At 43.2% G+C, this 26,639-nt stretch carries 19 protein-coding genes; 12 read left to right on the top strand and 7 right to left on the bottom strand.

Annotated features, from left to right (window positions below):
* Nucleotides 1-3: 3 nt before the first annotated feature.
* Genes purT through dapC form a run of 3 tightly spaced genes read left to right on the top strand, consistent with a single transcriptional unit; the run spans nt 4 to nt 5,102 of the window.
* Complete coding sequence (gene purT, locus IEV36_RS00095; protein ID WP_171068022.1) at nt 4-1,221, top strand: formate-dependent phosphoribosylglycinamide formyltransferase; 1,218 nt, start codon at nt 4-6, stop codon at nt 1,219-1,221.
* A gap of 22 nt (nt 1,222-1,243) precedes the next feature.
* Nucleotides 1,244-3,907: a [protein-PII] uridylyltransferase gene (gene glnD, locus IEV36_RS00090; protein ID WP_005257074.1), complete on the top strand. Its 2,664-nt coding sequence runs from the start codon at nt 1,244-1,246 to the stop codon at nt 3,905-3,907.
* A 25-nt stretch (nt 3,908-3,932) separates the two neighbouring features.
* Nucleotides 3,933-5,102 (top strand): succinyldiaminopimelate transaminase, encoded by a 1,170-nt coding sequence (gene dapC / locus IEV36_RS00085; RefSeq protein ID WP_004771749.1) that lies wholly within the window; start codon nt 3,933-3,935, stop codon nt 5,100-5,102.
* Nucleotides 5,103-5,147: 45 nt separating this feature from the next.
* On the opposite strand, the gene IEV36_RS00080 is transcribed toward dapC, so the two are convergent.
* Both IEV36_RS00080 and IEV36_RS00075 read right to left on the bottom strand, forming a co-directional pair.
* Nucleotides 5,148-7,352, bottom strand: coding sequence for a TonB-dependent receptor (locus IEV36_RS00080; RefSeq protein ID WP_032863871.1), 2,205 nt, complete (start codon nt 7,350-7,352; stop codon nt 5,148-5,150).
* A 193-nt stretch (nt 7,353-7,545) separates the two neighbouring features.
* Nucleotides 7,546-8,166 carry a LysE family translocator gene (locus tag IEV36_RS00075; RefSeq protein WP_005257070.1) on the bottom strand — a complete coding sequence of 207 codons (621 nt, stop codon included), beginning with the start codon at nt 8,164-8,166 and terminating at the stop codon, nt 7,546-7,548.
* Nucleotides 8,167-8,318: 152 nt separating this feature from the next.
* On the opposite strand from IEV36_RS00075, the gene IEV36_RS00070 reads away from it, so the two are divergent.
* From IEV36_RS00070 to IEV36_RS00060, 3 genes are all read left to right on the top strand, one after another.
* A complete protein-coding gene (locus tag IEV36_RS00070) occupies nt 8,319-8,771 on the top strand; it encodes an Lrp/AsnC family transcriptional regulator (RefSeq protein WP_004771744.1) in 453 nt (150 codons plus the stop codon).
* Nucleotides 8,772-8,954: 183 nt separating this feature from the next.
* Nucleotides 8,955-10,145: an efflux RND transporter periplasmic adaptor subunit gene (locus IEV36_RS00065; RefSeq protein WP_004771743.1), complete on the top strand. Its 1,191-nt coding sequence runs from the start codon at nt 8,955-8,957 to the stop codon at nt 10,143-10,145.
* A gap of 1 nt (nt 10,146) precedes the next feature.
* Nucleotides 10,147-13,299, top strand: coding sequence for an efflux RND transporter permease subunit (locus IEV36_RS00060; protein ID WP_005257069.1), 3,153 nt, complete (start codon nt 10,147-10,149; stop codon nt 13,297-13,299).
* A gap of 49 nt (nt 13,300-13,348) precedes the next feature.
* Here the strand turns inward: IEV36_RS00060 and IEV36_RS00055 are convergent, their stop codons facing one another.
* The 4 genes from IEV36_RS00055 to msrB form a co-directional block, all read right to left on the bottom strand.
* The gene (locus IEV36_RS00055) at nt 13,349-13,972 is read right to left on the bottom strand and encodes a LysE family translocator (protein WP_005257064.1); all 624 of its coding nucleotides are present in this window, start codon (nt 13,970-13,972) and stop codon (nt 13,349-13,351) included.
* Nucleotides 13,973-14,044: 72 nt separating this feature from the next.
* The gene (locus IEV36_RS00050; protein WP_227591678.1) at nt 14,045-14,890 is read right to left on the bottom strand and encodes a helix-turn-helix transcriptional regulator; all 846 of its coding nucleotides are present in this window, start codon (nt 14,888-14,890) and stop codon (nt 14,045-14,047) included.
* A 21-nt stretch (nt 14,891-14,911) separates the two neighbouring features.
* Nucleotides 14,912-15,400 carry a glutathione peroxidase gene (locus IEV36_RS00045; RefSeq protein ID WP_004771737.1) on the bottom strand — a complete coding sequence of 163 codons (489 nt, stop codon included), beginning with the start codon at nt 15,398-15,400 and terminating at the stop codon, nt 14,912-14,914.
* Nucleotides 15,397-15,816 (bottom strand): peptide-methionine (R)-S-oxide reductase MsrB, encoded by a 420-nt coding sequence (gene msrB / locus IEV36_RS00040; RefSeq protein ID WP_004771736.1) that lies wholly within the window; start codon nt 15,814-15,816, stop codon nt 15,397-15,399. The genes IEV36_RS00045 and msrB overlap by 4 nt, the downstream gene beginning before the upstream one ends.
* 240 nt (nt 15,817-16,056) lie before the next feature.
* Between msrB and IEV36_RS00035 the strand changes: the two genes are divergently transcribed.
* From IEV36_RS00035 to IEV36_RS00010, 6 genes are all read left to right on the top strand, one after another.
* Nucleotides 16,057-17,487, top strand: coding sequence for a pyridoxal phosphate-dependent aminotransferase (locus IEV36_RS00035; protein ID WP_005257059.1), 1,431 nt, complete (start codon nt 16,057-16,059; stop codon nt 17,485-17,487).
* A gap of 417 nt (nt 17,488-17,904) precedes the next feature.
* Nucleotides 17,905-21,468 carry a DNA polymerase III subunit alpha gene (gene dnaE / locus IEV36_RS00030; protein ID WP_005257047.1) on the top strand — a complete coding sequence of 1,188 codons (3,564 nt, stop codon included), beginning with the start codon at nt 17,905-17,907 and terminating at the stop codon, nt 21,466-21,468.
* Between the two features lie 13 nt (nt 21,469-21,481).
* Nucleotides 21,482-22,321 (top strand): RNA methyltransferase, encoded by an 840-nt coding sequence (locus IEV36_RS00025; RefSeq protein WP_005257045.1) that lies wholly within the window; start codon nt 21,482-21,484, stop codon nt 22,319-22,321.
* A complete protein-coding gene (cysE, locus tag IEV36_RS00020) occupies nt 22,314-23,126 on the top strand; it encodes a serine O-acetyltransferase (protein ID WP_005257044.1) in 813 nt (270 codons plus the stop codon). Before IEV36_RS00025 ends, cysE begins: the two co-directional genes overlap by 8 nt.
* A 112-nt stretch (nt 23,127-23,238) precedes the next feature.
* Entirely contained in the window at nt 23,239-24,138 is a 900-nt protein-coding gene (locus IEV36_RS00015; protein ID WP_005257042.1) for an ABUW_2363 family tetratricopeptide repeat lipoprotein, read from the top strand.
* Between the two features lie 121 nt (nt 24,139-24,259).
* Nucleotides 24,260-26,284, top strand: a complete 2,025-nt coding sequence (locus IEV36_RS00010; RefSeq protein ID WP_005257040.1) for an esterase/lipase family protein — start codon at nt 24,260-24,262, stop codon at nt 26,282-26,284.
* A gap of 48 nt (nt 26,285-26,332) precedes the next feature.
* Here the strand turns inward: IEV36_RS00010 and IEV36_RS00005 are convergent.
* A partial coding sequence (locus IEV36_RS00005; protein WP_188393539.1) for an FAD-dependent oxidoreductase occupies nt 26,333-26,639 on the bottom strand: 307 nt, incomplete at its 5' end.

Here is a 26,639-nt window from a genome sequence, read left to right as displayed (position 1 = left end):
AGGATTATTCGCATGAGCGTCACTCTTGGAACTCCACTTCAATCTTCTGCATTTAAGGTTTTACTGTTAGGTTCTGGAGAGCTTGGTAAAGAAGTTGTAATTTCTTTACAGCGCTTGGGTGTCGAGGTTCATGCTGCAGATCGTTATGATCACGCACCGGCAATGCAAGTGGCTCACTATGCTTATACCCTGAATATGGCTGATCCAGCCGAATTAAAACAACTGATTGAAAAGATCAAACCGAATCTGATTGTTCCTGAAATTGAAGCCATTGCCACTGAAGTCTTGGTTGAAATCGAACAGAATAAAACGGCTACGGTCATCCCATCGGCTAAAGCGGTGAACCTTACTATGAACCGTGAAGGGATTCGTCGTTTAGCTGCTGAAGAACTTGGTCTACCAACCTCGGCTTATCGCTTTGCCAATACTTTAGAAAGTTTCCGTGCCGCATGTGACGATATTGGTTATCCAAACTTCGTGAAACCTGTGATGTCATCGTCAGGCAAAGGCCAGTCTCGCGTCAAGAGCTTTGATGAAGTTGACGCTGCTTGGGATTATGCTATGCAAGGCGGCCGTGTTAATCAAGGTACCGTGATTATTGAATCGCAAATCGATTTTGATTTTGAAATTACCCTGCTGACCGTCCGTGCTAAAAATCCAGAAACAGGCGAAATTGAAACCCATTTCTGTGATCCGATCGGACATCGTCAAGATGCGGGTGATTATGTCGAGAGCTGGCAGCCACAACAAATGACGCCTGCCGCGCTTGAAGAAGCAAAACGTATTGCCAATAAAGTAACTACAGCTTTAGGTGGCTGTGGTATTTTTGGGGTTGAGTTATTCATTAAGGGCGATAAAGTCTGGTTTAGTGAGGTTTCACCTCGCCCACACGATACAGGTCTCGTGACTTTGGCTTCACAATTCCAAAGCGAATTTGAATTACATGCCCGTGCCATTTTAGGTTTACCTGTAAATACTGCGCGTCACAGTGTGGCAGCAAGTGCAGTCATCTATGCGGGTGTCGATGCGAAGAACCTCAGCTTTGCTGACTTGAATCTTGCTTTAGCAAATCCAGATACAGACTTACGCCTCTTTGGAAAACCAGAAGGCTTTAAACGCCGTCGTATGGGTGTTGCCACTGCACGTGCTGAGACCACAGATCTTGCGCGTGAATTGGCCCAACAAGCCGCAGACCAAGTGAGCGTACACACTAACTCTTAACCTATTGAGTAGACCCATTTTCATGATCAATACCTCGCCATTGTTGAACTACGTCACCAGTCATCATGATATTCAAGCCATTAACCAATGGCGAACGGATGTAGAAAATCAATTACAGGAGAGTTATGAAAATGGGCAACCGATTCGTGAAGTGATTGGTGCCCGTTCAGATTCGATTGATGAGGCGCTGATCTTTCTCTGGAATCATGCTGGTTTGAATCAAACTGAACTAGGTCTATTTGCAGTGGGTGGCTACGGCCGCCATGAAATGCTGCCCTATTCAGATACCGACATCATGATTTTGTCTGAGGATGAAATCAGTGAAGAACAAGAAAAACTGATCTCAACCTTTATTTCTTCTTTATGGGATGTCGGTAATTTCAAACCAGGCATCAGTGTTCGTACCATTCAAAACTGTGTTGAACAAGCCATTAATGACTTAACCGTTGCTACGACACTGATTGAAGCACGACTCATTACCGGCAATCAGCAACTGGCAAAATGGCCGCGTCGTATCGTGGCGCAAACATGGACGGATCAAACCTTCTATGACGCCAAAATGGCTGAACAAGCTAAGCGTTATGCGCAGCACAACAATACTGAAAGCAACTTAGAGCCTGATATTAAAAATGCCCCGGGCGGTATTCGTGATATCAACCAGATCGGCTGGATTGCCAAGCGTCATTTCCGTGTCAATCGTATTTATGATCTGGTGCATTTGGGCTTTATTACCGAATTTGAACTCGGCGTACTCGAAGAAGCGGAAAGCTTTTTATGGGAAATCCGTACCCATTTGCATCGTCTTGCCAAACGCGATGAAAATCGTCTGTTATTTGAATATCAACGCGATATTGCAGCAAAATTTGGCTATGTCCGTGAAGAAGGTCAGCCTGTAAATTTTGCAGTTGAGCAGTTCATGAAGCGCTATTACCGAACGGCGCAACAAGTTTCAACGCTGAATGAAATGCTACTGGCCTATTTCAATGAGTCAGTGATTACACCTCGCCTGCCTGATTATGAACGTCACATTATCGATATTAATGAACGTTTTAAAATTGTCGATGGCAAGCTTGCGGTTCAGCATCACAAAGTCTTTTCAGAAGAGCCAAGCGCAATTCTGGAGTTGTTCTATCTGTTGGCGAATCGACCAGAAATTACCGGGATTCGTGCCCGTACCTTACGTCTGCTGGTACTTGCAGCAAAACGGATTGACCAGCGTTTCCGCGACAATCCAGAACATCAAGCCCTATTCATGTCGATTATCCGTTCACCGCATTTATATAACACCATGGTGGCGATGAAACGTTACGGCGTTCTCGGCAATTACATTCCTGCATTTGGTCAAATTACAGGATTAATGCAATACGACTTATTCCATATTTATACCGTCGATGCGCATACTTTATTGCTGCTCCGTAATTTGAGCCGCTTTAAAGAACCCGAATTTGCCAAAGAATTTCCCGTCGTAAGTTCTGTGTTCCAACGTATTGCCCGCCATGACATCGTGTATATGGCTGCGATTTTCCATGACATTGCCAAAGGTCGTGGCGGTGATCACAGTGAACTCGGCGCAATCGATGCGATTGAATTCTGTCGTACGCATGGTTTTACCGAACGTGAATGCAAACTGGTGGCATGGCTGATCAATAATCATTTACTCATGTCACTCACGGCTCAGAAAAAAGATATTTCAGACCCAGATGAAGTCAGAGAATTTGCTGAAAAAGTCGGTGATATGGAGCATCTGGATTATCTCTATACTCTGACAGTTGCCGATATTAATGCCACGAATCCTAAGCTTTGGAATACATGGCGTGCATCGTTAATGCGTCAGCTGTATACCTATGCGCGTGATGTGATTCGTTCAGGCTTGGGCCGTCCAGTCGATTATCAAATGCTGATTGAAGACACCAAATTTGCTGCCAGTGAACTCTTGGTCAATGACTTCTCTCTCGCTGAAGTTGAGAAAGTCTGGCAAGAACTGGGCGATGAATACTTTGTTAAAGAATCAGCCAATGAAATTGCATGGCATACCCAAGCGATTCTGCAACACGGCGATAATCCTGAACCTCTGGTGTTATTACGTGCGCATCGTAATGCAGCAGATGATGCAGTGCAGATCTTTATCTATACCCGCGATCAGCCAAATCTATTTGCCACAACTGTAGCCGTATTAGATCGTATGAATCTGGATGTTCAGGATGCCCGTATTATTACCGCTTCGACGTCATTCAGTTTAGACACCTATTTGGTTCTTGATCGTTTTGGTACTTTGTTGACTGATCCAGATCGCGAACGCAAAGTGAAAGCGGCCTTGGTCGATGCCTTAAGCCATTCAGACCAATATCCGGGGATTATGCAACGCCGTATCCCGCGTCATTTACGTCATTTTGATGTGCAGAATACAGTGGATATCGTCCTGAACCCGACCTTGCAGCAACATATGGTCGAGATTTCAACGCTGGATCAACCCGGATTACTGGCACGTATCGGGGGCTTATTCATGCTACAGGGTCTGGATATCCATTCTGCAAGAATTGCGACCTTGGGCGAACGTGCAGAAGATATTTTCTTTGTCACCAAGAAAAATGGTGTCTTGCTCACCGATGAAGAAGTCAAAACTTTTGTGGAAACACTAAAAGCCGCTTTGGATGAAGCATCGAATCAAATTTGTAATCCATCTTAAATTTTATTGTTTGGTAACTGTTTAAATGAACTCTAGCTTGTCGTTATTGCATCCCTATCCTTTTGAAAAGTTAAACCAGCTTTTTAAAGAGGTACAACCTGCCAATTTACCATTGATCCCCCTATCAATTGGTGAGCCGAAACATCCAGCGCCAGAGTTTGTGAAGCAAGCAATTATTGATAATTTTGCTCATTTATCGACGTATCCAAACAGTAAAGGTTTGCCAGAACTGCGCCAAAGTATTGCACAATGGCTCACTAACCGCTTTAAGCTGAACCAGATCAGTGCAGAGGATCATATTCTGCCCGTTTCTGGAACACGTGAAGGCATTTTCTCTTTTGTACAGGCCTTAATTAAACGCGAAGATGCACCGTATGTGGTGATGCCAAATCCGTTTTATCAGATTTATGAAGGTGCTGCCCTACTTGCAGGTGCAAAACCCTATTTTATTAACTGTACCGAAGAAAATGGCTACTTAGGCGATTTCGACGCCGTGCCTGCAGAAGTATGGGAAAAAACAGCTTTATTATTTGTTTGTACCCCAGGTAATCCAACAGGAACAGTACTGTCAAAAGAACAGTTTAAAAAGCTGATTGCACTTTCTGATCAATATGATTTTGTAATTGCATCAGATGAATGCTATTCAGAACTCTGGTTTGATCAGGCACCGATTGGTCTGCTAGAAGTTTGTGCGGAAATGGGCCGTGACGATTATAAAAACTGTATCGTGTTCCATTCACTTTCTAAACGCTCAAACCTGCCAGGTATGCGCTCTGGCTTTGTTGCTGGTGATGCAGCTTTATTGAAACCTTATTTGCAATACCGCACTTATCATGGCGCTGCAATGCCCGTACAAAATCAACTGGCTTCAATCGCAGCATGGAATGATGAAGCGCATGTTGAAGAAAACCGCCAGCAATACCGCGCTAAATTTGATTTATTCCAGTCTGAACTCGGTCATTTATTGCCGTTACAAAAACCAGATGCGGGCTTTTATTATTGGTTAAAAGTGGATAATGATGAAACTTTTGCCAAGATGTTAATGGAAAAAGCACATATTAAAGTTTTACCGGGTCGTTATCTGTCTCGTGAGACTGAACAAGGCAATCCAGGTGAAGGGCATGTGCGCATGGCGCTGGTTGCAGATTTAGCCCAGTGTGAAGAAGTGGTCAAACGACTCAAAGCCATTCTATAAATAAAAAAATCCCCGAATATTCGGGGATTTTTTTAGCGCTATAAATTAAAAATCAAAACTTGCACTGAGCATAAAGGTACGCGGTAGACCTGCAACCACATAACCATTATTGGTATTTGAAGTGCTATTGATATTGTCAGATAAGCCAACAGAAGACCAATAATCTTTATTGAAGACATTATTCACTTTAAAGTTGAAAGTGGTTGGTGTTTGTCCAAGCTGGGTTTTATAGTTTGCACCGATATCTAGCGTAGTCCAGTCATTCACTTTTAACTTATTGTCCAGACTTGCATAAGTCGAACCTGTATAAGTCAATTGTGCATTTAAGGAGATATCTTGCGGAACTGGCAACGCCCATTCAGCACCTAAATTGGCTTGGAACTTTGGCACGCCAACTTCATTATTGTCATCATATAAGGTAGATCCTGTATTCTTTTGCTTGGCATGTAGCCACGACGCACCGCCCAATACCGTAATTGAATCAGTCAGCTTGCCATAGGTATTTAGCTCGACACCACGATGAACGTATTCACCTGCATCACTAAACACCCCATCTTGCAAGACACCACGCTGCTTATTAATGTCAAATAAACTGATACTCGCACCTAAACGATCATTTTCGTATTTAGCACCAATTTCTTTTTGCTTGGCAACAAAAGGTTTAAGTGTTGTTGTGACATCCACTGTAGTATTACTTAACCCTTTCGCCAATGATTCGATATAGTTTGCATACACAGAAAATTCTGGCGTCAGTTTATAAGTCACACCTAAAGCAGGCGTCCATTTCGCCTCATTATATGCTGGATTGATTTTACTTCCATCGGTCTGATAGTTATAAGTTTCCTGCATGATCTTTTGATAGCGCGCGCCAAGCATCACAATCAACTTATCATCAAGCGCAGAAATATTATCCCCAATCGCGATACTTCTTAGACGGGTACGTGTGCCAAGCTTAGGATCATTGACACGCTCTGGATTACCAATCGTCAACTCAGGTGCATTGCTATAATCTGGATGAAGAATATTAGTGGTGTTACTTCCGCTCATGGCCCAGCCATTACGGGTATTTTGCTGGAATGCAGAGCCTGATAACACTAGATTATGCTGGATAGAACCTGTCTGTAACTTACCGCGAATACCAATTTCACCAGTATTCACCATATCGACCCGACCATTGTCAAAGCGTGAATATTTCGCATCACCATTAGAGACATTGGTTACAGTTGGATTTGCCAGACTATTTTGCTCTTCACCATGACGGAAACCATAAGCCGCATAAGCGGTTACAGCATCAGTTAAATCATATTCTGCACGGTAACTACCAAATACATCTTCTTCGTTGGAATAGGTCCATTTTTGTGCATAGTTACGACTCGCCTTTATTGCAGCAGGCACTTCAGTCAAACCTGCAAGTGAAATATTAGGCCGTGTCGCAGTTAAACGATTATTGCTATAGCCCATATCTCCAGATAGACGTAGGCGATCACCACGGTAATCTAATCCAATAGAAGCTAAACCTAATGAATTTTTCTCATTATCAACGCTGGTATTGCCACCATGATAGGCTGTGTTTACACGTGCACCAAACTCTTGGTTTTCGCCAAAGCGACGAGACATATCACTGGCAATTTGGCCACCGTTAAAATCTGTACCAACCGTAACACGATTTAATGGTTCATTACCTGCACGTTTTGGCAATAGATTAATTGCCCCACCAATCCCGCCGTTGCCCGGCATCGCACCATTTAAGAAAGATGAAGCACCTTTAAGCACTTCGACACGTTCAAATAGCTCTGTTGGAATATATTGGCGCGGCAGAATCGAATACAGACCATTATAAGCGGTATCATCTGACCCTAAATTAAAACCTCGGATGTAATAAGATTCCTGAAAGTTTCCGAAACCACGCCCAACACGAACGCTTGGATCAGCCTTTAATACATCCCCTACACTTTTAGCTTGCTTGGACTGAATATATTCATTGGTATAACTGGTTAAGTTGAATGGTGTATCCAGATTCTTCTGATTACCAAAGATCCCGACGCGACCACCACTGGCAACTTGTCCACCTGCAAAAGGATCCATTAAACCATCTGCTGATGCATCCGCACTGGCAGTAATACGAATTGTATTTAATGTCACGGTTGCATCCGCTGCTTGCCCCTGTTGCACTTCATCTGCAAAAACAGCCGTTGTCCCCATTGAAGCGCATGTCATCATCAATACTAATGGTTTAAGTTTTCTACCCATGATTTATTTCAGCCGACTTTAAAAAAACCGCATAATAAATGAGAATTAATACGTTTTACACTATTTTTTATCTATATGTGCCATTCCATAATTTCATGATTTTTCCAGACTTAAACGGCATTAAAATTAACAGACTGAATTCAATCAATATAAAATTTAAAGCTACCTATTCTTAAGAAATTTCACTATTTTCTTAGCCAAGCTGCCCTATAAATAAAATGATCGAGATCATCACCATCAGACCACCAGAAACCCGACTGACGACTTTCACAGCCATTGGACGCGTTGCCAAAAGTTTGTTCGCTGCAATTCCCACCAGTACATAAACGACTGCACAACTCAGTAAGTGAATCATACCCAGCAAAATAATCTGGGTTGTGGGTGCAAAAGACATTTCTGGATGAATAAATGGCGGCAATAAAGCAAAAAACAGCAATAAAACTTTGGGATTCAACCCACTAATCCCCACACCTTTCAGCAACCACGAACGCGCAGAATCTAAGGTTTGCGTTTCATTGTGATCACTCGAAATGGTGGCTGGATGAATCAATAAATTTGCACCCATCCATAGCAGATAACAGGCACCTAAAATCGTCATGGTGGTTAACAGTATTGGATAATGTTGCAGTAATGCACCTACCCCAGCAGCCACACACAAGATTGCAATAAAATGTCCCAAAATCAGGCCAGTCACCGCATTTAAGACAAAATTCCCCTTAATGCCTGCAAGAATGGCATAGGCCCAGTCTGCACCTGGCGTTAACACAAATAAGATCGAAACACACCAGAAAGCAAAAATCACACTGAGTTCCATAAGCCAAGCCCTTCCTGCATCAGCAACGCTATTCTTAATAGCTTTCTTTTTCACCATTTGGTGAAGATTGTTGAGAAAGGATATGCTTTAATGGTGAAAATGTTATTCCAAATACTTCTATTTATTTAACGCCAACAGGGAGATTCTTCCAATTGGATCGCATCGATAAGAAAATTATTGCTGAACTACAGGCAAATGGACGATTATCTATCACTGAACTGGCAGAAAGAATCGGCTTAAGCCTGTCTCCTTGCCATCGTCGCGTCAAAGCTTTAGAAGAAAGTGGCGTGATCAAAGGTTATCACGCTGATCTAGAAGCCTCTAAAATCGGTCTCAATTTCTCTGCGATTATCTTTGTAACCTTGAAAGATGGCGATAAAACTGCCCTTTCCAGCTTTGAAGAAAAAGTCACTGAAATTGCCAATGTGATTCAGGCGCAGCGTTTATTCGGAAATCCTGATTATTTACTGCATGTCGTTGCCAAAGATCTGGCAAGTTTCCAGAAACTCTATGATGACAGTCTCTCTGCCTTGCCAAATGTACAACGTCTGACCTCGACCATTGTCATGAAAAATGTAGTCACCAACCGACTGTTGCCTTTATAAAAAGGCATTATCATTTTGGGACAACCTAAAATGTATCAATGTGAATAAAGTCACTTATTTTCTTAGGTAAAAGGTAAGCAAAATGGGTAGCTTTATTAATTTTTTTATCTGTCCATTGCATCTTGACCTACTGTTGAAATCTTCGTCTATACTTAGCCATCAAAACTTGATGACTATGGAAAGATGACTTCTCAAACTCCCAAGAAAATAAAGAAAAAGGGTTGGCTCATTTTAGCAATCGTTGTTGTACTTTTAATTATTGTAATCGTGGTTTGGCAGACTGGAACTGCTAAGAAAACAACAGCTGCGAAACAGCAAAAAAATGCTGATACCACCGCGCAGAAAGCGGCACTGACTGTTACCGTGGTTTCTCCTCAACAGCAAAACTGGAAACAGACATTTACGGCGAATGGCAATATTGCTGCATGGCAAGAAGTGGTGATTGGTAGTGAACTCTCTGGCCAGCGTCTGACTCGGGTGAATGTCAATGTTGGTGATGAGGTGCGACGCGGTCAGGTTTTAGCCGAAATTAACAGTGAAACCATCCGTGCCGATCTCGCAGCAGCGAAAGCCAGTTATGCAGAAGCACAAGCTGTGCTTACCGATGCCATCACCAATAACAAACGTATTCAGCAACTCAAGAACACAGGCGCCATTTCAGCTCAGGAAGCCACCCAATATCAAACGTCTCAAGCCACTGCTCAAGCAAAGCTGGATGCAGCTAGAGCACAGATTGAAAGCAATCAATTACGTTTAGCTCAAACTAGAGTGGTCTCGCCTGACAATGGTGTCATTTCAGCACGAACTGCTACGGTAGGTTCATTAGCGCAAACTGGACAGGAACTTTTCCGTCTGATTCGTGACCATCGACTGGAATGGCGCGCAGAAGTGACCACCGCTGATTTGTATAAACTCAAACAAGGCATGACCGCGCACATCATTTCACCTGATCCAGCCCAGCCCGCCGTAACAGGTAAAGTGAGAATGATTGCACCTGTGATTGATCCTCAAACCCGTTATGGACTGGTGTATGTAGATATTCCAACCACGCAGGCTGTACGCATGGGGATGTTCGTCAAAGGTGAATTTGATCTAGGCCAAAAACCCGCATTAACCGTTCCACAAACAGCGCTGTTGTTACGCGATGGTTTTTCTTATGTATTTACGGTCAATGACAAAAATCGTGTAACGCAACAGAAAGTCAACGTAGGTCGACGTCTAGGCGATCGCGTCGAAATTTTAGATTTAGCACCGAATGTCAAAGTAGTGTCTTCAGGCACAGGTTTCTTGGCAGATGGTGATCTTGTCAGTATTGCCAAAGACATTCCAGACACACCACTCACCAAACAACTCGTGACCACACAGGAGAAATAAGATGAATTTCTCCGCTTGGTCGATCCGAAATCCGATTCCTGGCATCCTGTTATTTATCATGCTGGGATTGGCAGGATTGTTATGCTTTAAATGGATGAAGATCCAGCAGTTCCCTGATATTGAACTGCCCATGGTGACGGTAACCGCCGCCCTTCCGGGTGCCGCGCCGCCACAACTTGAGACCGAAGTAGCACGTAAGATCGAAAACTCGATTGCTACCTTGCAAGGACTCAGAAACCAGTACACCAATATTCAGGATGGTGTTGTCACCGTTACTGCCGAGTTCCAGCTGGAAAAACCCTTGCAGGAAGCAGTGGATGACGTGCGTAATGCCGTGTCACAAGTCCGTTCCGATTTACCTGCTGATTTACGAGATCCAATTGTCAGTAAGATTAACCTGTCTGGCTCACCTATTCTGACCTATACCATCCAATCGCCTAAGATGGATGAAGAAGCACTGTCTTGGTTTGTGGATTACGATATTGCCCGCGCCATGCTCCAAGTCAAAGGTGTGGGTGCAGTAGCACGTGTGGGTGGTGTCACACGTCAGGTTGATGTTGAGCTTGATCCAGAAAAACTCTTGGCACTGAATGCAACGGCGACCGACATAACCCGTCAACTGCGCTTAATCCAGCAAGATGCCTCGGGTGGTCAAACCAAAATAGGTGGCAGTGAACAATCCATTCGTACCATTGCTACGGTCAAAACAGCCGATGAAATTGGTGCAATGGATATTGCGTTAAGTGATGGTCGGCATATTCGTCTGGATCAGGTTGCCACTATTCGGGATGGGATTGCTGAAAGACGTTCGGCTGCATTGTTAAATGGACAACCCGTCATTGGTTTTGAAATCACCCGTAGTAAAGGGGCCAGTGAAGTTGATGTGCAAAAAGGTGTTACTGAAGCACTGGATAAACTGAAAACGGCACATCCAGATATCAAGATCACCGAAGCGTTTAACTTCGTCAATCCTGTAGTCGACAATTACGAAGGCTCAATGTCGCTCTTGTATGAAGGCGCTATTCTGGCAATCTTGGTGGTGTGGTTATTCTTACGCGACTGGCGTGCCACGATTATTGCAGCAACGGCCCTGCCGTTGTCCATCCTACCCGCCATGATCGGCATGTATTTCTTTGGTTTTACCCTCAATACCGTGACGCTACTGGCGATGTCACTGGTGGTGGGGATTCTGGTCGATGATGCCATTGTTGAAATTGAAAATATCATACGGCATCTGCGCATGGGCAAGACACCATATGAAGCCGCGATGGAAGCCGCAGATGAAATTGGTCTGGCCGTTATTGCGACCACCTTTACCCTGATTGCCGTATTCCTTCCGACTGCCTTTATGAGTGGGATTGCAGGAAAATTCTTTGTTCAGTTTGGCTGGACGGCAGCATTGGCAATTTTTGCTTCCCTCTTGGTTGCACGTTTACTCACCCCAATGATGTCTGCTTATATCCTGAAGCCTTGGATCGGCAAAGTCGAACAACAGGACGATGCTTCTGATACCAAAACGGCGGCAGATCAAGGCACAGCACGTTTAGCGAAAGATCGCGCCAAAGATGGCAAAGTCATGCGTGGTTATATGCGTCTGGTCACTTGGTGTCTCAATCACCGCTGGATCACTTTAGGCGGCGCAATTGCTTTCTTTATTGCCTCGGTCATGTTGATTCCCTTATTACCGACTGGGTTTGTGCCTCCACCAGATACAGGACAAACACAGGTTCGTCTGGAATTAACACCCGGTTCTCAATTTGGAGATACGCTTAAAACGGCTGAATACGCACGTAACCTGATTAAAGACCATCCTGAAATTAAAAGTATCTATACCACTATTGGTGGCGGTGCTGCGGGAACAGATCCATTTTCTGGTGGCGCATCAGGTGAACCCCGTAAAGCCACTTTAACCATTCAAACCACGGAGCGTTCTGATCGTAGTGCCAGCTTGCAAGACATAGAAGACCAATTGCGTCAACGTCTGGCACCACTGCCTGGCGCGCGCATCCAAGTCGGACTTGCAGGCAACAATAGCCAATATCAAATTGCACTTTCTGGCGATGATCCCGATACATTAATGGCGACAGCACGTAGCCTTGAACGAGAATTACGAACTGTTCCAAATGTGGGGAGTATCACCTCAAGTGCCGCCTTGATTCGTCCCGAATTGGTGATTCGTCCAGATTTTGCCAAAGCGGCTGATTTAGGTGTCACCACCTATGATATTGCAGAAACTTTGCGTATCGCGACTGCAGGTGATTTTGACCAGAATCTGGCTAAGTTAAACCTGTCACAACGTCAGATTCCTGTGGTGATCAAACTACCGCTATCAGCACGTCAGGATCAGGAGTTGATGAAGCGCTTAATGGTCAAAGGCAGTCATGGGCCCGTCATGTTAGGCACCATTGCTGATGTCAACATTGAAAGTGGCCCATCACAAATTGACCGCTTTAACCGACTACGTAATATCAACTTTACCATTGAGCTGAATAACCAGCCGCTGGGTGATATCGCCGCAAAAGTTGACCAGCTCCCAACCATGAAGAATCTGCCTCCAACGGTGAAACGTACCAATATTGGTGATGCCGAAGTCATGCAGGAACTGTTCTCAAGCTTTGGTTTGGCAATGCTAACAGGCGTATTGTGTATTTATGTGGTACTGGTGCTGTTGTTCAAAGATTTCCTGCAACCGATTACCATTCTGGTGGCCTTGCCTTTATCACTTGGTGGTGCGTTTGTGATGCTACTATTGGCGAAAAGCAGTTTCTCGATGCCAAGCTTGATCGGTCTGATTATGTTAATGGGGATTGCCAGCAAGAACTCGATTCTACTGGTGGATTACGCCATTATTGCTAGAGATGAGAAGCATTACTCCCGTTTCAATGCCTTGCTGGATGCCTGTCATAAACGGGCACGCCCGATCATCATGACCACGCTGGCAATGGGTGCAGGTATGTTACCAATCGCCTTAGGCATTGGTACAGATCCGAGCTTCCGTGCGCCTATGGCGATCTCGGTGATTGGAGGCTTGATTACCAGTACCTTCTTGTCCTTACTGGTGATTCCTGTGGTGTATACCTTTATTGACGATATTAATCGCAAGATACACAGTTTCAGGAAAACCCAGCCTCAACCTATTGAACCATCCCAATAGCATTTAAGTAAAAAAGAAAAAGACGGTCATTTGATCGTCTTTTTTATATTCAAGATAAAATCAGTACCAGCATAAAAAAGAGAAAGCTACTGCCCGCCAGATAATATAAATAATGAATATGCTGATTTAACCATGACAGATAAATGGTTGCGTTCATCAATTTAACCATCGCCAGATTCCAGATCAGCACCAAGCCCACCATCCAGACGCAGACCAAAAAGTTTTGCAAAAAATTATATTGAGGATAAACCAGAATCACCAAGACCGAATAAAACATCAGGTTTTTGGGATTGAGTAGACTTGAACCTAAACCCAGTAAAAAGTGCGTAAATTGAGCCTTATTTTGCAACGCTACAACATCTTCCGGCTCGGTGTTAGGGATGATCTGTGCTGAACGCGCCGCACCAAAACATTGAATCGCCAGATAAGCAAAATAAAGGACACCTAACCATTTCATCGCGACCAGTATTTCAGTATTGACCTGCCCCAACAGAAACAGACTGCAATAAATCATCAGCAGAATGATGGCATTGCCTAATGCAATTCCCATACAAGTCAATTGCGCTGCCTTTATTTTGCTTTGCATCAGTGTTTTTAAAATTAAGAAGAAATCAGCACCCGGCGTCAGCAAAGCAATAAAATGAGTCACCACGATCGTTAAAAAAAGCTCCATACCTTCTCTCCAAATGAAGGAGAGCCAGCTTAAAAAAGCTTAAAACTTTATTCTTGTATAAAATTGCGGGAGCTAAGATTTTTTAGAATATTGTTTTGGGGTGACCCCCGTATATTGTTTAAAGACCCGATGAAAATGGCTTTGGTCGGTAAACTCCAACTCATACGCCAGTTGAGCCAGATCACAGCCCTGACGCAAGCGTAAACGCGCCTGATTCACCTTTTGATTTAATTGATAGGCATGTGGTGTTAAACCCAAATAATGCTTAAAGAGCCGAATTAACGCATAACGACTCATCTGTAATTCATCAGCAAGTTGTTGTAGCGACAAATCATCCATACTGCTATTCAGACATTCAATTAAGCGCGGTAAATATGGCTGGAAATAACCTGCCGCCCCAATATTTTCCCAATGAAAATTCGGTATGAGCATTTCAGTTAGAGTCTTAATTAAGTATTGTTCTTTTTCTAATCTTGGAATCTGAGGATCAAACAACACCTGATTTAATCCAGTAAATGCGGCGTAAATATCCAGATCATGGAGAATTATGGGTTTGAGTTGCGGCAAATATGGGATGTTTAAATCCAAGTGCGAATCTATTTCCTGTTGCAATTCATTGATCAGTCCAGCAAGCCATGCTGCATCAAGATGTATCATTTGGTAACTCCAAGCCTGTTGAGGCAAAGGATTACATGAATGTTCAACATGGGCAGGAATAACTACGACGCTCCCCGCCTGAATCAGCTGCTCTGAAGCAAAAGAACTGGAAAAATGGCTCTGCCCGGCATCTACGGCGCCGATTGAAAAGGTGGGATGACTATGCGATTTATAACAGATTCGACTTTGACATGCCCTACGCGTTTCAACATACGGCATGTCAGGATGATTCCAAAACTCAACGGTGGAGTTCAAAATGATTTAACTCCAAGCCAAAACGTATTATTTCTGGGCTAAAGCTTTTTCAATATCGGCTTCTAAGGCTTCTGGCTTAGTTGTTGGCGCATAACGCTCTAGCACTTCACCATGACGACCAACTAAAAATTTCGTAAAATTCCATTTGATATTCCGACTACCTAAAAGCCCTTTCGCTTCACGGGTTAAATAACGGAAAATCACATGTGCTTCAGGCCCTTTCACATCGACCTTGGCAAACATGGGGAAACTGACGCCATAATTACGCTGGCAAAAGGTTCCGATTTCTTTATTGGTGCCTGGATCCTGTCCTCCAAATTGATTGCATGGAAATCCTAATACTTCAAGTCCCTGAGATTTATATTTTTCATAAAGTTTTTCTAATCCAGCAAACTGCGGGGTAAAACCACACTTACTTGCAGTATTTACAATCAGCATGACCTTGCCTTTATAATCAGCGAGCGCTTTTGTTTCTCCCTCTAACAACTCAGCTTCAAACTGATAAATGTTACTCATGGATAAGTTTCCTCGTCATTCTTCTCATCTGTTTTAAGTTGTAATGATGCCGAATTCACGCAATAACGCAGTCCTGTCGGCTGTGGACCATCCTCAAACACATGGCCCAAATGTGCATCGCAATCATGGCAGACAATTTCTGTTCTGACCATACCATGCGATAAATCTTCATGTTCTTCTATTGCAACACTATCAATCGGTTTAAAGAAGCTCGGCCAACCACACCCGCTATCGTATTTTGTATCGGAAGAAAATAATTCCGCACCACAACAACGACAAACATAAGTACCATGTTGCTTATTATTCCAATATTGTCCTGTAAATGCGGGTTCTGTGCCTTTCTGACGGGTAATGCGATATTCTTCTGCGGATAACTCTCGTTGCCATTCTCGGTCTGTTTTATTCACTTTTCCCATAACCTGCACCTTTTATTCTGATGTTAAAAATATCATGATGATCAGATTTTATATTTACGCCATTCGCAAAAAAAACTCTAGTCTCAGATCGTATAATTTATTGAAGTTTAAGCATCTAAACCAAAAATAGCAAAAAGAAAGCAAATTAAATATTCAAAGTAAGCAAATTTTAACAATATTGTCTTTTGCGTGAGCAAATATAGTGATATTCTTGTTCCGCACGGTTGTATAGGACAAAAAATGTCTCAGAAAAAAAGTGTGGTGTTTCAAAACTTATTACCAACCATCAGACAATATCAACAATCAGGTTTTACCCACGAAAAAATTGTTGAATTACTGAGAGATCAGCACGACCTGAATCTGGTAACAGTTGAAACCTTTAAAAGTTATTTATACCGATATGCAAAAGTGAATCCTGCTATGTCTAAAAGTACTGTTGTTCCCCAGTCTCATCAATCAAGCCGAGAAATTAAAAAATCATCTAAGCTTGAGCATGTTTGTTACGACATCCGTGGACCTGTACTGCGCGCCGCCAATGAAATGGAGGAGCAAGGACACAAGATTATCAAGCTGAATATCGGCAACCCTGCACCTTTTGGTTTTGAAGCCCCACAAGAAATTATTAATGACGTGGCTTTAAACTTGCCGAACGCAATTGGCTATACCGACTCAAAGGGTATTTTCCCTGCACGTAAAGCGATCTGCCAGTACTACCAGCAGAAAGGCGTTTTTGATATGCACGTCAATGATGTGTATGTGGGCAACGGCGTGTCTGAACTTATTGTTATGGCAATGCAAGGCTTGCTGGATGATGGCGATGAAATGCTGGTGCCAATGCCTGACTATCCTTTATGGACGGCAGCGGTAAATCTGTCTGGCGGTAGCGCAGTGCATTATAAATGTGATTCTGAAAACTACTGGTATCCCGATATTGCGGATATTGAAAGCAAAATCACGCCAAACACCCGTGGTATTGTCATTATCAATCCAAACAACCCGACAGGTTCAGTCTATCCACGTCATGTGTTAGAGCAAATTGTTGCATTGGCGAAAAAGCATGACCTGATTTTATTTGCAGATGAAATCTACGACAAAATCGTTTATGACGGCATCGAGCATGTGGCTGTAGCTGCATTGGCTGGCGATCAACTGTGTATTTCCTTCAACGGTTTATCAAAAGCTTATCGTATTGCAGGTTATCGTGCAGGATGGATGGCGATTACAGGTAACAAAGCACGTGCAGCAGACTATATCGAAGGCTTGGATATGCTTGCTTCAATGCGTTTATGTGCCAACCACCAAGCTCAATATGCGATTCAAACTGCATTAGGTGGATATCAATCAATTAACGATTTGATTCGCCCAGGTGGTCGTTTATACGAACAGCGTAATATTGCTTGGGAAATGCTGAATGAAATCCCCGGTCTTAGTTGTGTCAAACCTGATGGCGCAATGTACTGCTTCCCTAAACTTGATCCAGCAGTTTATCCAATTGAAGATGATGAAAAACTGATGCTGGATCTGTTAAAAGCGGAAAAAGTATTATTGGTACAAGGCACAGGCTTTAACTGGCCAACGCCAGATCATTTCCGTGTGGTGTTCCTGCCTGCGGAAAATGAGCTTCGGGAAGCCATCAATCGCTTAGGCCGTTTCTTGGCAAAAATGCGTTAATAAGAACTCCCCCTTTTATTCAGGGGGATTTTTTTATATTTAATCTTTAGATGTGTTGTCTAGATTTTAGATCGCTTTCCACAGCAGTGCCCTAGACTTTGAATCAAAATCAAATATCTTTTTACACAGTCAAATTCCAAACAGTGCAGCTTTACTTTGATGTTGTTTCTCAGCACATTCAGAGCAATAGGATATCTTTTACTCGTGTAAGCACTTTTCATATTAAACATGACAGATAAGCCATCGCCCAGTCTAATTACTATGTGAAACTAAGCCACACATAGAAAAAATCAAAAACTAATTTTTAACTTTTGAGCAAAATAACAAAGCAAAGACACGGTTTGCCAAAATATTAAGCATGTCATTTTCGGTTTGCATGCTAAACTATGCGTTGGTTTGAAAAAGGATAGTCCTTCTATGCGGTTTGTTCATCTCGGTATCCATACAGAGTTTTCGATTACAGAATCGATTGTTCGCATACCTGATTTGGTCAAGGCTGCCGTAAAAGATGAGATGCCAGCTTTGGCACTCACAGACTTATCCAACCTGCACGCAGCAGTAAAATTTTACGAAGCATGTCTAAAGAAAGGCATTAAGCCCGTTTTAGGCAGTGTCATTCGCCTCAATGATGCCGAACATCGCGCAACTTTACTGGCAATGAGCAATACTGGGTGGCGTAATCTGACTGAAATCGTGTCACGCGGTTTTATCGAAGGCCAACAGTTAAGTATCCCATGCGTACAAAAAGAGTGGGTACTTGAACAGGCAGAAGACCTGATTGTCTTGCTAGGCCAACATAGTGATGTGGGCAAAATGCTCTGTTCTTCCAATCCACAAAAAGCTGAACCTTTACTGGAAGCATGGATTGAGAAATTTGGCAATCGTGTCTATTTGGCCTTAACGCGTACTGAACGTGTAGGCGAAGAAGATTTTATTCAGCAAGCCGTGAAACTGGCCGCCAAATATCAGATTGGTGTTGTTGCCCATAATGATGTGCACTTTGTTGAACAAATAGATTTTGAGGCCCATGAGGCCCGCGTCTGTATTGCAGATGGCTATGTACTTGGCGATGATAAACGCCCAAAAAACTATAGCCCTGAACAATATTTTAAAACTGGCGAACAAATGTCTGAGCTGTTTTCAGACATTCCGAGTGCGATTGAAAATACCTACCATATTGCAAGACGTTGTAATGTCGCATTACAACTCGGTACTTATTTCTTACCTGATTTCCCGATTCCAGATGGGTATACCATCGACACCTATTTCGAGCATTTATCTCGTGAAGGTTTAGAAGAACGCTTAAATGTTCTTTATCCGATCGCTGAACGTGACGAAGACTGGGCCGAGATTCGCAAACCTTATGATGAGCGGATCAAATATGAAGTCGATATTATTCTCAAGATGGGATTCCCGGGTTACTTCCTCATCGTCATGGACTTCATTCAATGGGCCAAAAATAATGGCGTGCCTGTTGGGCCGGGTCGTGGTTCAGGTGCGGGTTCACTGGTTGCATATAGCTTAAAAATTACCGATCTTGACCCATTACGTTATGACCTACTCTTTGAACGTTTCTTAAACCCGGAACGTGTCTCGATGCCCGACTTTGACGTCGATTTCTGTATTGCAGGTCGTGACCGTGTGATTGAATATGTTGCACAGAATTATGGTCGTCAAGCAGTTTCCCAGATTGCCACCTTCGGTACCATGGCGGCAAAAGGTGCGATTCGAGATGTAGCCCGTGTCTTGGGTAAATCCTATGGTCTTGCTGACCGTATTTCTAAAATGGTTCCAACCAAGCCACTGGGTGTCGATCTAGCGACTGCGATTGACATGGAACCGCAGCTCAAAGACATCGTCACCAACCCGTCAAATCCAGACAATGATGATGCCGCTGAAATCTGGGAAATGGCGCTTAAGCTAGAAGGTATCACGCGTAATACAGGTAAGCATGCGGGTGGTGTTGTGATTGCACCCGGTAAAATTACCGATTACTCAGCCGTTCTTTGTGATGCCGATGGTACCAACCGCGTAGCACAATATGATAAAGATGATGTTGAAGCTGCGGGTCTGGTTAAATTCGACTTCTTGGGCCTACGTAACCTGACGGTGATTGAAGATGCGGTTCAGAATATCAACAAGCGGATCAAATCCGAGATACCACTGAACATTTCTAATGTTCCTTTAGACGATAAAGATGCTTATCTGGTGTTTGCAGAGGCAAATACCACTGCGGTATTCCAGTTTGAATCCGTTGGCATGAAAAAGATGTTGAAGGAAGCACGACCAAGCAAATTTGAAGAAATTATTGCTTTCGTTTCCTTGTATCGTCCAGGCCCGATGGATCTTATTCCTGACTTTATCCATCGTATGCATGGCGGTGAGTTTGAATATCTTCATCCCTTGCTTGAAGGCGTATTAGAACCAACCTACGGGATTATGGTTTACCAAGAACAGGTAATGCAGGCAGCACAGTTCTGTGCAGGCTATACACTCGGTGGCGCGGACTTACTTCGTCGTGCCATGGGTAAAAAGAAACCTGAAGAAATGGTCAAACAGCGCCAGATCTTTATTGAAGGCGCGGCGAAAAAAGATATTGATGAAGCAACTGCCAACCATATCTTCGACTATATGGAAAAGTTCGCAGGCTATGGTTTTAACAAATCCCATGCCGCAGCCTATGCCCTTGTTGCCTACCACACCGCTTGGTTAAAAGCTCATTACCCTGCTGAATTTATGGCGGCGGTTTTATCTTCGGAAATGCAGAATACCGACAGTATCGTGTTCCTGATTGACGACTGCCGTAATAACAAGCTGGAAGTGCTACCACCGTCTGTGAATATGTCTTTGTATCATTTCCATGCCAGCGATGAAGCAACCATTGTGTATGGTCTAGGTGCAATTAAAGGCGTTGGTGAGCAAGCGATGCAATCGGTCATCGACTCACGCATCAACGAAGGCCCGTACAAGGACTTATTCGACTTCTGTCATCGTATTGATTTGAAAAAAATCAATAAACGTACTTTAGAAGCCCTGATCCGTGCGGGTGCGCTGGATTGTCTCGGTATTGAACGTTCAAGCTTAATGGCACAATTGCCAGAAGCCGTGCAAGCAGCCGAACAAGCGCGCAGTAACCGTGAAACAGGAATTATGGACTTGTTTGGTGAAGTTGAAGAAGTTCAGCGTAAACCAGCCAAACCCGTGAAACCTTGGTCAGACGAAGTTCGTCTTAAAGGTGAAAAAGACACACTGGGTCTCTACCTCACAGGTCACCCGATTGATGTCTATCGTCCAGAATTAAAATCATTCATTTCAGCAAAACTGAATGAGCTGACACCGACACGTCGTGGTGTTACCACAGTTTTTGCAGGTTTAGTTGTTGATATTGCCAACTTCCCAAACCGCATTATGATCACACTGGATGATGGCACAGCCCGTGTCGAAATTAGCTGTAACCATGAGCGTTTCCAGCGTTACAAAGAAGTGGTTCGCTTAGAACAAGTGGTGGTGATTGAAGGCGAAATCTACGAACGTGAAGGCTTTGACCGCCCAATGGCACGATTAAGTAAGGCATTCAGTTTAAATGAAATTCGCCAGAAACGTGCCCAAAGTATTCAGGTTCGCTTAGCGCAAGACCTGATGAGCAAAACTTTAGCAAAAGATTTACAAGCCATTCTTTTACCTTATTGTAATGTTGATATGTGCCAGCATATTGGCCTGCAAATCCAGCTTGAGCAAAGTTTTGCAACCGCCGAGCTACATCTCGGCCCACAATGGAAAGTTGCGCCACTGGATGAGTTGCTGAGCAAGTTGCGGGATTATTTTGGTAAAGAAGCAATTGCGATCGAATACCAAGTGAAATCTAAAGCAGCCAAAGTTGCAGAAGCCCCGAAAGTGGCAAACATCGCACCGCCGCCTGACAACATGTCAATGGATGAAGCGCTTGATCTCTATCAAGCAGAAGTCTCTCAATACTCTTAATTCTGGATAATATATGAACCAGTTTGACTCAAATAACGTGTCCAAACATTTGGATCATGTCCGTATTGTCATGGTCAATACCACCCTACCAGCCAACATTGGTAGTGCTTTACGTGCAATGAAAACCATGGGCTTATCCAAGCTCGTATTGGTTGCACCGAAAACCTATCCGCATCCCGATATTGATGCTCTGTCAGCGGGTGCACAGGATTTAATTGAACAGATTGAGATTGTTGAGACGCTGGAACAAGCTATTCAGGATTGTCATATCGTATTCGGTACCAGTGCCCGTAGTCGCACCATTCCTTGGCCATTGCTCGATGTTCGCCCTGCGGCAAAAGAAGCATTACAGGCAGCTAGCAAAGAACAACATGTTGCCATCGTTTTTGGTCGTGAAGATCGTGGACTAACCAACGAAGAACTGGCCTTAGCCAATTACCACTTAACCATCCCAGTCAATCCCGAGTACGGCGTACTAAATGTCGCTCAAGCCATTCAGGTGGTGTGTTATGAAATGAGAATGGCTGCACTTGAACAAAATACTCAAGTTACAGATACACCAGATGACCACATGCAACTAAAACAACAGCAAAGCATGGAATGGGATGAACCACTGGTGACGCAGCAACAGATGGAAGAGTTCTACCCTCATCTGGAAAAAATGCTGACTGAAATCGAATTTTTAGACCCGAATAATCCCCGTTTACTGCCATTACGCTTGCGTCGTTTATTTGGAAGGATACAATTAGATCGTATGGAGTACCATTTATTACGTGGGATCTTCAGTCGCGTTCAGGCACTTGCCAAAGGTTCATGGAAAAAGACAAACACGGAGGATCATTCAAATGATTAAACAGCTTAAAGAAGATATCGAGGCTGTATTTGCACGTGATCCTGCGGCTAGAAACACGCTGGAAGTGCTAACGACCTACCCCGGTATCCATGCGCTGATCATGCATCGTATGGCACATGAATTGTGGAAAAAAGAATATAAAGGTACGGCTCGCCTGCTTTCTTCTTTTAGCCGCTTTGCCACAGGCATTGAAATTCACCCAGGTGCAAAAATTGGCAAACGTTTCTTTATCGATCACGGCATGGGTGTTGTGATTGGTGAAACGGCTGAAATTGGCAATGACGTTACGCTTTATCATGGCGTTACCCTAGGCGGCACCACTTGGAATAAAGGCAAACGCCATCCAACCCTAGAAGATGGTGTTGTAGTCGGTGCAGGTGCAAAAATTTTAGGCCCATTTACTGTCCACAAAGGTGCGAAAGTTGGTTCGAATGCTGTAGTGACCAAAGAAGTCCCTGAAAATGTGACTGCGGTCGGTAACCCTGCACGTTACATCTTCAAAGATAAAAACCAAGTCGAACAAGATGAAGTCAGCCGTCGTGACTATGCAGAAAGTATCGGCTTCCAGCCTTATGCAACGACACAAGATCAATCTGATCCAATTTTAGAAGGTATTCGTGTGCTGCTGGATCGTATGCAGAAAAACGAAAAACGTATGAATGTGCTGTGCCAGCGTCTCTCAGAACTGGATCCGAGTTTCTCACCTCAAAGTTCTAAAAATCAACCATTGAGTAAAGAAGAACTTAAAATTATTGAAGAAGTTAGACGTGAATGTGAAGCACAGAACAAAACTTCAGCAACCTAAGCGAATATATAAGAAATGTAACAAGCTTATCATTGCAAGTTGGTTTTGCTTTTCCTAGACTGGTGAAACCAACGATCTACTTCTCATTTAACTAAAATTAATGGATGTAAGCATGAATTTTAAGCCTTTGGCATTACTTGTACTTTCAACTTCTTTTTTAACCGCCTGTGGCATCGCCCCAGTCAAAAAAGATAAAGCTTCTGAGCCATTTGTATTCAAAGAGCCAGAACCGACAGCACCGTTCTATGCTTTAAATCCAATCAAATATGATGCGCCACCAAGCTTCGAAGTTGCAATTAAAGATGCTGCTGCTCAGCCTGTGACTAAAATGATTGTGTCATTACAAAATGATCCATCAAAAACCACCACATTAGATATCAACAAACTCATCGTTCCGACGATCGACAGCAAACAACGCAATGTAAAATATGCAGTTCTTGCTGGTGAAAATGAAGTCGATGTGACTGAGATTGATGACTTCCTACAACTGGTTGAAGGTAAGGCACGCCACTATCCACCTCGCTTCCCTGACCGTCAAGAACGTAAAGGCTATGAAGCCAAGTTGAAAGAAACAACTCAAAAATTAGATGCTTTGGCAGAAAAACCAAATGCGTCTATCGACGTACTGACACGTGCTTTTAAAGCAAGCGTGATGGCACGTAATATGGATTTGGGTACAGCGTACACCACCAAATCATTGACCTATGCTCAACGTATTCTTGCAATGAACCCGAATGATGCTGAAACGAACTTCTGGTTCGGTTTTGGCTTGTCTGAAGGTGGCGGTCAACGTGAAGCGATTCCTTATTTAGATAAGGCAATGAAAGGCGGTGTTCAAGAAGCTTATCTTTCTGCTGCTAACAACTATCTCTGGTTAGAGCAAAAGAAAAATGCGCTTCAAACCTTAAAGAACTACAAAATCAATTACCCAGATGAAGCTGAAGTTACTGATCGTTTGATCAAAGAAGTTGAATCTGGAAAACGCTGGAATGTTTGGCAAGTATTGAACTAATTACTGTCCCATTCTGTAATGAAAAATAGACTGTCGTGTACAGTCTATTTTTTTATGGATGATTGAAAAAACATTCGATTTTCGTATTATAGCTACAATCTCCCAGCCAACTTGCTGATTTATGAAGCTAGCATTTACCCCGAATAAACGTTTATTTGCGATCAGCCTACTCAGTACTATGGTGATGAGTGGTTGTCAGGTCGTCAGTCTAAAACAGCAAGACCTCAATGTGACGATCGCGAACGAGCGTAATAGTATTCTGACACAGAAAAAATTGAGCGAAGCCAGCCTAAATGTCCTGTCGATGTCTGGCAAAGAAGCAAAAGTCTGCATGCAGACTCCTAATGAATGTATTGCAGATCTGCATAAGATTCCGCAGATTCAGGATGAGCAACTTTTATCTACTGCCAGCGAATTATATCTTTCAAAAGCCATGAGTCTTTCTGACTCCTCTGAATGTAAAGTCAGTAAACTCACCAAACATAAAGCTGAAGAAGAACAAAAAGCTATTCAGAAAACCTATGAAAACTGTCTGGATCAGGAGCTTGAAGCTTTAGATAAAAGTATTCGCTACAGTTATGCTTATTTATTTAAGACTGCCCGTCAGCCGCAGGAACGAATTTTTGATAACAGACAAGTTCAAATTCGGGATTTCTATAATCAGGCTTTGACAAAAATGGTTAATGTCCATAGTTTAAGAAACCCATCCAAAACCATTACACCAACGATTAAAATTGGTAAAAGCACATACACCATTGATATTCAGTCCTATCAACGCTTGCAGAACATGCAGCTCGAGAAGTTTATTTCTAGCTATAACATGAACTTTTCTGGTTTAAGAGCCATTAACCGTCGAGATGGTTTCGGTTCAGATTTCGTGGCTGTATTTCCTTCGACCGATAGTGCTGCTCATGGTGAAAATAAATACATCCTTGATCCATTAAGTTATAGCTATCCCAATGGGGTTAATCCAAATATTCATAAGGCACGTTATCTGGCTGCAACCATTATTGCACAACCTAAAAAGACAACCGCAACGGTTGACGATGTGCTTAATAGTCCAGAATTTGAAGTCAAGGTTTACGATCCATATAGCGTCGAGAAAGTAAATATTGCTGGAAAAGAATACTCTCTGGCCGCCAATTTCTCTGCGCCTTATGGGCTTTGGCTGGCTGAAAATAATTTAGGGACTGCTGCTTATTTAACTTTAATTGACCGCGATCAGCACCTCACTATGCCGCATTTATATATGCTTGAACCTTATAATCCGAACAAAAAAGTGATTGTACTGGTGCATGGTCTGGCAAGTAGTCCTGAAGCGTGGATTGCCGTAACCAACGACATTATGGGTGATGCAGTATTGCGCGAGCATTATCAGGTTTGGCAAGTCTTCTATTCGACCAATATGCCTATTCTGGAAAGTCGCTTTCAAATCTATGCTGTGTTAAAGCAAGCTTTTGGCTCACTCAATCCTAAAGACGCAGCTGCTCAGGATGCTGTTTTAATTGGTCATAGTATGGGTGGCATTATCAGCCGTCTTTTGGTCAGCAATGCTGATATTTCCAAAGAAGCATTGACCATGATGAACAGCCGCCAACAGGCGCGTTTGAGAAAGCATCCTGTGATCGGCGAGCGTCTCAAGATGGAACCGATTACGAACTTTGATCGTGCCATTTTCTTGGCAGCCCCACATCGTGGTACAGACTATGCTGATCGCTGGTTTACCTTGGCAGCCCGTAAGATTATCAAGCTCCCTGCTACATTCTTGACAACCTTAGCGGATACACTTACTAGTGATGATATGGATCTTAAGGATTTCGTCAAAACCTTGACCAATGACGTGATCCAGAATGGGCCAAGTGATCTGAGTAAAAAATCCAAATTTATGGAATTAACCGCCACAATTCCACCAGAAAAAGGTCTAGTTTTCCATTCAATTATGGGCAACATTACCAAGAGTGATGATCCGAATGTCATTACCGACGGAATTGTTCCTTATAAAAGTGCACATCTAGATGGTGCTGTGTCTGAAAAGATTTTCAAAGGTGGTCATTCCATTCAGGAAACCCCTGAAGCTGTATTAGAACTTCGTCGTATTTTACGCGAACATCTGGTTGATCATGGTTTATATAAACCAAAGAACTAAATGCCATAAAAAAGCCCCAATATTGGGGCTTTTTTTCGATCACATCCTTTATACGCCAGAACGGATCATATAATCAAAGGCAGAAAGTGATGCTTTAGCGCCTTCACCTGTGGCAATGATAATTTGCTTGTATGGCACAGTCGTACAGTCGCCTGCGGCAAACACACCCTTAACACTGGTTTCGTTACGATCATTAATCACGATCTCACCACGGTTGCTCAACTCGACAGCACTGTTCTTTAAGAAATCCGTGTTTGGCAATAACCCAATCTGTACAAAGATCCCTGCAAGCTCGACCGTATGTTCAACATCAGTCGCACGGTCTTTGTATTTTAATGCCGTTACTTGAGCGCCA

This window comes from Acinetobacter vivianii (genome assembly GCF_014635885.1).
In the GTDB taxonomy this organism is placed as follows: domain Bacteria; phylum Pseudomonadota; class Gammaproteobacteria; order Pseudomonadales; family Moraxellaceae; genus Acinetobacter; species Acinetobacter vivianii.
This window is presented reverse-complemented; position numbering and strand designations above follow the sequence as displayed.

What these genes read in the sequence shown, in the direction of transcription:
- IEV36_RS00080 (WP_032863871.1), bottom strand. Translation starts at nt 7,352, where the DNA reads ATGGGTAGAAAACTTAAACCATTAGTATTGATGATGACATGCGCTTCA.
- IEV36_RS00065 (WP_004771743.1), top strand. Translation starts at nt 8,955, where the DNA reads ATGACTTCTCAAACTCCCAAGAAAATAAAGAAAAAGGGTTGGCTCATT.
- IEV36_RS00075 (WP_005257070.1), bottom strand. Translation starts at nt 8,166, where the DNA reads ATGGAACTCAGTGTGATTTTTGCTTTCTGGTGTGTTTCGATCTTATTT.
- glnD (WP_005257074.1), top strand. Translation starts at nt 1,244, where the DNA reads ATGATCAATACCTCGCCATTGTTGAACTACGTCACCAGTCATCATGAT.
- IEV36_RS00010 (WP_005257040.1), top strand. Translation starts at nt 24,260, where the DNA reads ATGAAGCTAGCATTTACCCCGAATAAACGTTTATTTGCGATCAGCCTA.
- IEV36_RS00025 (WP_005257045.1), top strand. Translation starts at nt 21,482, where the DNA reads ATGAACCAGTTTGACTCAAATAACGTGTCCAAACATTTGGATCATGTC.
- cysE (WP_005257044.1), top strand. Translation starts at nt 22,314, where the DNA reads ATGATTAAACAGCTTAAAGAAGATATCGAGGCTGTATTTGCACGTGAT.
- IEV36_RS00060 (WP_005257069.1), top strand. Translation starts at nt 10,147, where the DNA reads ATGAATTTCTCCGCTTGGTCGATCCGAAATCCGATTCCTGGCATCCTG.
- msrB (WP_004771736.1), bottom strand. Translation starts at nt 15,816, where the DNA reads ATGGGAAAAGTGAATAAAACAGACCGAGAATGGCAACGAGAGTTATCC.
- IEV36_RS00015 (WP_005257042.1), top strand. Translation starts at nt 23,239, where the DNA reads ATGAATTTTAAGCCTTTGGCATTACTTGTACTTTCAACTTCTTTTTTA.
- dapC (WP_004771749.1), top strand. Translation starts at nt 3,933, where the DNA reads ATGAACTCTAGCTTGTCGTTATTGCATCCCTATCCTTTTGAAAAGTTA.
- dnaE (WP_005257047.1), top strand. Translation starts at nt 17,905, where the DNA reads ATGCGGTTTGTTCATCTCGGTATCCATACAGAGTTTTCGATTACAGAA.
- IEV36_RS00035 (WP_005257059.1), top strand. Translation starts at nt 16,057, where the DNA reads ATGTCTCAGAAAAAAAGTGTGGTGTTTCAAAACTTATTACCAACCATC.
- IEV36_RS00055 (WP_005257064.1), bottom strand. Translation starts at nt 13,972, where the DNA reads ATGGAGCTTTTTTTAACGATCGTGGTGACTCATTTTATTGCTTTGCTG.
- IEV36_RS00045 (WP_004771737.1), bottom strand. Translation starts at nt 15,400, where the DNA reads ATGAGTAACATTTATCAGTTTGAAGCTGAGTTGTTAGAGGGAGAAACA.